Source organism: Phenylobacterium sp. RIFCSPHIGHO2_01_FULL_69_31 (assembly GCF_001824475.1).
GTDB lineage: Bacteria > Pseudomonadota > Alphaproteobacteria > Caulobacterales > Caulobacteraceae > Phenylobacterium.
Genome location: NZ_MHXN01000043.1, coordinates 1 through 6,112 on the forward strand (window position 1 = coordinate 1; position 6,112 = coordinate 6,112).

Sequence of the window (6,112 nt, forward strand, 5' to 3'; positions counted from 1 at the left end):
CGCGACGTGGTCGGCTGGCGCGTGCGACGCTGTCGAGGGCAGACGGTGTACCAGGAAGGCGAGGCCGCCACGACGTTCTACCGTGTGGAGGCGGGCTGCGTGCGCCTCCTGCTCTACTCGAACGACGGCCGCAGGCAGATCGTCGGCTTCTGCTTCCCAGGCGACCTGTTCGGCTTCGCGCTCGACGTCCGGGACTGCACCGCCGAGGCGAGCACGGACCTCGAACTCATAGCCTATTCGAGCGCCGCCTTCGTCCGTTCGACGAAGGGACAGCCTGATCCGCTGATGCAGGTCGCCCAGCGCTGCCTGGGCCACTATCGCGCTTTCGCCCAGCACGTGCTCTGCATCCGCAGCCTGCCCGCCGCCGAGAGGATCGCCGCCTGTCTGGACGCCTTTTCGCAGCGGCTGGTGGCGGGCGCGGCGCCCTGCCCCCTCCCCCTGAGCCAGATCGAGCTCAGCGACTTCCTCGGCCTGTCGCCCGAGACCACAAGCCGAGAGGTGCGCAAGCTCTGCGAGGCGGGGCGGCTGGCGCGGGCGGGTCGCAAGCTGCTCCTGCTTCCAGCCGGCCGGAGCGGCGCCTCGAACCCTGCCTCGGCCGAGGCGCGCCCTATATCCTGATCGTCAGACACTATCCTTAAGAGCGAACGATGCCCGACATCGAAAAACCCGAGATCGAAATCCTCAAGAGCTTCGAAGCGCCCATCGGCGCGATCCCTGAGCGTCCCGTGGATACACCACGGGATCTGCCGCTCGACGAACTGGTCGTCGTCGCGGAGGAGGCCTATCGCGCCCTCGACGCCTGACGGCCGCGTCTGCGGACAGGGAGGCCGGCGCCGCCAGCCAAGTAGCGGCTATCGAGACGGCCGGGCTACAGCGCCAGGATCGCCTCCACCCCGAAGTAGCCGAGACTGGCCATCACCGAGGGCCAGAGTATGCAGGTCGCGGCGTTCGCCAGCAGGAAACGCGAGCGGCGCATGGCGCTCCAGCCGGCCGCGAACGGCGCGACCGAGGCCGCCGGGCCAAGGAAGCGGCCGACGATGATCGCCGCAGGGCCGTAGCGCGCGAAAAGGCCCTCCGTCACCTGACCGACCTGATCCCCCAGTCGGCTGGGGAGACGCAGGTTTCGCCGGCGCGCGGCGGCTCCCAATTCAAACGAGGTCCAGTTGCCCGCAAAGGCGCCGGCGGCCGCCCAGGCGAGCAGGGTCGGCGGCGCATGCCCTGCGGCCATCACCCCGCCGATGGCCACCAGCACCGGGGTGGCCGGCACGACGGCGCCCACCACCACGAGCGATTCCAGGAGCGCGGCGATCGCCAGTGCGGGTCCGGCCCAGCCGACCCCCGCCCGCAGCCACTGCTCGATCTCGATGAGCACGTCCTCCATGGGAGCTCTCCGCCCTGAGAGCTAGGGCGGCGGCGGCGCCTTTCCAGACCTCTTGACCGAGCCGCGGCTTGACCCATTTCGCATCTGCGAAATCGAGGTGAACCGTGGCTTTCGATGCTTCCTCTCAAGAGGCGGCCGACAAGGTCGCCGACTCTCAGTCGCCGACGTGGCCGGAAGCGCTGCGGCAAGCGCTGGCCTGCGCGACCGGCGGTGTGGATCCCGCGCCCACGATGGCGGCCTTCTCCAATTGGGCGCAGCAGGTCTGCCAACATTCCGAGCGCCTTGGCGAACTCGGCGCGGCGCTGGCCCGCGGCGCAGCCGCCATTGCGACCGCCCCGTCGGCGCGCAGCCATTGGGCGTTCCAGCCCGATCGCGACGACAAGCGGTTCGCTGGCGCCGGATGGGAGGCGCCGCCGTTCTCAGCCCTGGCCCAGACACAGCTCCTTCTCGAGCGCCTCTGGCGGACCGGATGCGCGCCTTTGCCGGGCCTTGCCGAACAGGATCGCCGCCGCGTCGAGCACCTGGGCCTGCTGAGCCTTGGGGCGATGTCCCCCAGCAACCAACCGTGGACCAACCCAGAGGTGCTGGCCGCCGCGGCGCGGAGCGGGGGGCGCACGCTCCTGGACGGCGCCGCGCTCTGGCTCGAGGACGCCGGCAGGCTTCTGGACGGCAAGCCGCTCGCCGGCGAGGATGTGCTGAAGGTCGGGAAGGACCTGGCGGCCACGCCGGGCAAGGTCGTCTTCCGCAACCGCCTCATGGAGCTCATCCAGTACGATCCGGCCACCCCGAGCGTGCGGCCGGAGCCGGTCCTGCTCGTGCCGGCGTGGATCATGAAGTTCTACATCCTGGATTTGACGCCGGAGACGTCCCTCGTCCGTCACCTTCTCGAGCAAGGCTTCTCCGTCTTCGCCATCTCGTGGCGCAACCCCAGCGCCGACGACCGCGAGCTCGCCCTGGACGACTACCGGCGCGAGGGCGTGGAGACCGCCATCGCGCTTGCCCGATCGATCTGCGGCGCGCCCGTACATGCGGTCGGCTACTGCCTGGGCGGGACCTTGCTGGCCATCGAGGCCGCCCGGCGCGGCCGGATCGGCGATCCGGCGCTGGCTTCCGTGAGCCTGCTGGCCGCGCAGACCGACTTCGAGGAGGCCGGCGACTACCGCAAGCTCCTCACCCAAGCTGACGTGGCCGCCTTGGAGGCCGCGATGCAGGCGCACGGCGTGCTCCAGGGCTGGCAGATGGCGCTGTCCTTCTACGGCCTGCGCGCCAACGACATGCTGTGGCCACGGATCGTGAACCGCTATCTCAAGGGTGAGGCGGCCGCGGCGGGTCCCCTGGAGACCTGGCTGGCGGACACGACCCGCATGCCGGCGCGCATGCACGCCGAATATCTGCGCGGCTGCTATCTGGAGAACCGCCTCGCGCGCGGCGAGATGATCGTCGACGGCGGCCAAATCGGCCTGAAGGATCTTCGGGCGCCCTTGTTCGTGCTGGGCGCCGAGCTCGACCACATTGCGCCCTGGCGCTCGGTGCAGCGCCTCGAGCTCCACGCTTCGGGCGAGCGCACCTTCGTCCTCACCGGCGGCGGACACAACACCAGCGTCGTCAGCCCGCCGGGCAAGCCCAAGGCCTACTATCGCATCGTGACCGCCGCGGCCGGATCGCCCTACATGCCGCCTCAGGCGGTGGAGAGCGCGCCGCGGCAAGAGGGCTCCTGGTGGCCGGCCTGGACCGGCTGGCTCGCCGACCGGTCCGGGCCTGCGACCCGCCCGCCCGCCAAGGCCAGGCCGCTCGGCTGCCTCGCCGAGGTGGAGGCCGCGCCCGGGCGGTATGTCATGGAGCGCTGACCATGGGCCGCGTGGCGCTCGTGACCGGCGCCGGCCGGGGCATTGGCCGCGCCATCTGCGAACGGCTGGCGGCCGAGGGGCATCGCGTGGCCGGCCTCAACGTCCGGCCGGCCTTGGACCCCAGACCCGATCTGGCCATGCCGCTGGTGGCCTGCGACGTCACCGACCGGGAGGTCTGCGCCCGCGCCGTCGCCCAGGTGGAGGCGCAGCTGGGACCGGTCGACATCCTGGTCAATAACGCCGGCGTCACCCGTGACGCCATGCTGCACAAGATGGAGCCGGACGCCTGGGACGCCGTGCTCGCGGTGGACCTGACCGGCCTCTACAACGTCACGCGTCAAGTGCTCCCCGGAATGCGGGACCGCGGCTACGGCCGGATCGTCAACATCGCGTCGGTCAACGGGCAGAAGGGCCAGATCGGCCAGACCAACTATGCGGCGGCCAAGGCCGGCGTCCTCGGCTTCACCAAGGCCCTGGCCCTGGAATGCGCGCGCAAGGGCGTCACGGTGAACGCCGTCTCACCCGGCTACACGGACACGGAGATGGTGGCGGCCGTGCCGAAGGCCGTGCTCGAGGAGATCGTGGCGCAGATCCCCGTAGGACGCCTGGCGCGGCCGGAAGAGATCGCCCGCTGCGTCGCCTTCCTCGCGGCCGACGAGTCAGGGTTCATCACCGGAGAGACGCTGAACGTGAACGGCGGCCAATACCTCGCCTGAAGCGTGGTCTTGTGCGTCCGCGGCCCCGTCCTAGATTCAAAAAGCTGGAGGAAGACCTCTTCAATCTAGGGACCTTCAGCAATGAGCGATCTTTATCGAAGCCAATACGGATCGATACCCGCTCAGCGCGCCGACATGGCCGTGGATGCGGGCCTTCGATCCTTCATGATCGGGGTCTACAACAAGGTGGCCCTGGGCCTGGTCGTCTCGGCCGCCCTCGCCTACCTGACCTCGAGCGTTGCGCCGATCCGCGACTTGATGTTCGTGGTGGGCGCCGATGGCCGTCTGGCCGGCATGACCCCGCTGGGCTGGATTGTCGCCTTCGCCCCGCTGGGCATCCTGCTGGTTTCGGGGTTTGCGATGCGAAACCCCACCAGCGGCTCGGCGAGCGCCCTTTACTGGACCATCGTGGCCTTGATCGGGGCCTCCCTGGGCGTGGTGGGGCTGATGTACACCGGCGCCTCCATCGCCTCGATGTTCCTGATCACCGCCACCGCCTTCGGGGCGCTGAGCCTCGTGGGCTACACGACCAAGAAGGATCTCACCGGTTTCGGCTCCTTCCTGATCGTCGGCGTGATAGGCCTGGTCATCGCGAGCCTGGTGAACCTGTTCCTGCGCTCGGAAGCCGTGCAGTTCGCGGTCAGCGTGATCGGCGTGTTCGTGTTCGCGGGCCTGATCGCCTACGACACCCAGCGCCTCAAGCTGAGCTACTACGAACTCGGCGGGAACGAGGCCGCGCGCGGGGTGGCCACCAGCTACGGCGCGCTCAGCCTCTACATCAACTTCATCAACCTCTTCCAATTCCTGCTGTCCCTGTTCGGCCAGCGGCGGGACTGAGGTGACCCCATAACCGGCACGGAAAGGAGGTGAGACCGGATGGCTGAGACCAAGACCCGCACGGCGACGTCGGGCATGTCGAAGGAGGAGGAGATCCTGGCCTACAGCGCGATCGCCGTCCTCATCGCCGCCATAGGCTTCGTCGTCGGAGCGATCTTCATGGGCGCCTAACCAGGCGCCCTTCTTTTTTGGCACGCTCGGACGCCGGGCCACGCCCACAAAAAAGAAGGCCCCGGGAGAGGGCGGAACTGGCGAGAACCGCTCTCCCGGGGCTGTCCGGAGCGCTGAACGGCGCCCCGCCCGATCAGTGGACCGTCTGGCCCGTGCTGATCGGGATTCGCTTGGCCTGAGCCTCGGCCTTGGGCGACTTCGGCGCGGTGATGGTCAGCACGCCATTGTCGAAGCTGGCGGTGATCTTCTCCTCGTCGAGCTCGCCCAGGGACAGGCGGCGCTCGAAGCGGCCGTAGTAGCGTTCGCTGTACTGCCGCTCCTTGTCCTCGGTCTCCGCCTTCTTCTCGCCGCGGATGGTCAGCACGCCGTCCTGCAGCGAGACCTCGACGTCCTTCTCGTCAAGGCCCGGCAGCTCGGCGCTGATCCGGTAGGCGCCGTCCTTGTCCTGCACCTCGATGCTCGGCCAGCTCACGGCCGAGGTCTGAGCGGTGAGGTCCTTGAAGACGGAATCGAAGAGCCGGTTCATCTGGTCGCGCAGACCCACCAGCGGACCGAATCCGCCGAAGGCGGGCCCGAGCCAGTCCTGACGCGACTGAGGGGCGGGACTGCGGTCGTTCGCCCCTTGCGTGGCGAGATCCTTACGATCCATCGCTTGCCTCCTTGCTGGGACAATTCGCGAGGAGTCCACGGCGCGGGGAGCGGGCGTCCGCCGGCTGGGGGACGTAAGCTTCGGCGCCCGCCTGACCGGCTGTCCATGACACCGGACCGTGCCGCGTCGCCACGTGCGGCGCGCCGGCCAGGTCCCCGGCCGACGAACTCCTCGGCCGCCACATCGGCGGCATAGGGTGAACTAGGTCAAAGCCCTGGGCGCACAAGGGCCAATCTTGCGTCTTGCGTCACCCGGCGAAGACCGGGAGCGGCAGACCGGGCGTTTCGACGCGGAGCTGCAGCAGGCGGCCGTCGAAGGGGCCCGCCGACGCTGCGTCCAGGCCGTGCCGGGCGGTCGTCACGTAGAGGGTTTTCATGTCCTCGCCCCCGAACGCGCAGCTGGAGGGCTGGCGCGCCGGCACGTCGATGATCCTGTCCGCTCGGCCGTCGGGCGCATAGCGGATCAGGCAAGCGGCGCCCCAGCGCGCGTTCCACAGGAAGCCGTCCGCGTC

General features: G+C 69.4%; 9 protein-coding genes. 6 read left to right on the top strand and 3 right to left on the bottom strand.

The genetic code is table 11. The features are described from left to right. Positions 1 to 618 (top strand): Crp/Fnr family transcriptional regulator (locus tag A2790_RS22095; RefSeq protein ID WP_293396538.1); only part of this gene is annotated, 618 nt, incomplete at its 5' end. Between the two features lie 29 nt (positions 619 to 647). After that, positions 648 to 803, top strand: coding sequence for a hypothetical protein (locus tag A2790_RS22100; protein ID WP_293396540.1), 156 nt, complete (start codon positions 648 to 650; stop codon positions 801 to 803). A 65-nt stretch (positions 804 to 868) separates the two neighbouring features. Here the strand turns inward: A2790_RS22100 and A2790_RS22105 are convergent, their stop codons facing one another. Beyond that, complete coding sequence (locus A2790_RS22105) at positions 869 to 1,381, bottom strand: VTT domain-containing protein (RefSeq protein ID WP_293396542.1); 513 nt, start codon at positions 1,379 to 1,381, stop codon at positions 869 to 871. A 104-nt stretch (positions 1,382 to 1,485) separates the two neighbouring features. On the opposite strand from A2790_RS22105, the gene A2790_RS22110 reads away from it, so the two are divergent. The 4 genes from A2790_RS22110 (at position 1,486) to A2790_RS22125 (ending at position 4,952) form a co-directional block, all read left to right on the top strand. Beyond that, on the top strand, positions 1,486 to 3,228 hold the full coding sequence (locus A2790_RS22110; RefSeq protein WP_293396544.1) for an alpha/beta fold hydrolase: 1,743 nt from the start codon (positions 1,486 to 1,488) through the stop codon (positions 3,226 to 3,228). 2 nt (positions 3,229 to 3,230) lie between these two features. Beyond that, on the top strand, positions 3,231 to 3,944 hold the full coding sequence (phbB, locus tag A2790_RS22115) for an acetoacetyl-CoA reductase (RefSeq protein WP_293396547.1): 714 nt from the start codon (positions 3,231 to 3,233) through the stop codon (positions 3,942 to 3,944). Positions 3,945 to 4,025: 81 nt separating this feature from the next. Continuing rightward, positions 4,026 to 4,781 (top strand): Bax inhibitor-1/YccA family protein, encoded by a 756-nt coding sequence (locus A2790_RS22120; protein ID WP_293396549.1) that lies wholly within the window; start codon positions 4,026 to 4,028, stop codon positions 4,779 to 4,781. A 39-nt stretch (positions 4,782 to 4,820) separates the two neighbouring features. Further along, positions 4,821 to 4,952 (top strand): hypothetical protein, encoded by a 132-nt coding sequence (locus A2790_RS22125; RefSeq protein WP_293396551.1) that lies wholly within the window; start codon positions 4,821 to 4,823, stop codon positions 4,950 to 4,952. Between the two features lie 133 nt (positions 4,953 to 5,085). Here the strand turns inward: A2790_RS22125 and A2790_RS22130 are convergent, their stop codons facing one another. Both A2790_RS22130 and A2790_RS22135 read right to left on the bottom strand, forming a co-directional pair. Next, on the bottom strand, positions 5,086 to 5,601 hold the full coding sequence (locus A2790_RS22130; protein WP_293396553.1) for an Hsp20/alpha crystallin family protein: 516 nt from the start codon (positions 5,599 to 5,601) through the stop codon (positions 5,086 to 5,088). Between the two features lie 247 nt (positions 5,602 to 5,848). After that, a partial coding sequence (locus A2790_RS22135; RefSeq protein ID WP_293396555.1) for an SMP-30/gluconolactonase/LRE family protein occupies positions 5,849 to 6,112 on the bottom strand: 264 nt, incomplete at its 5' end.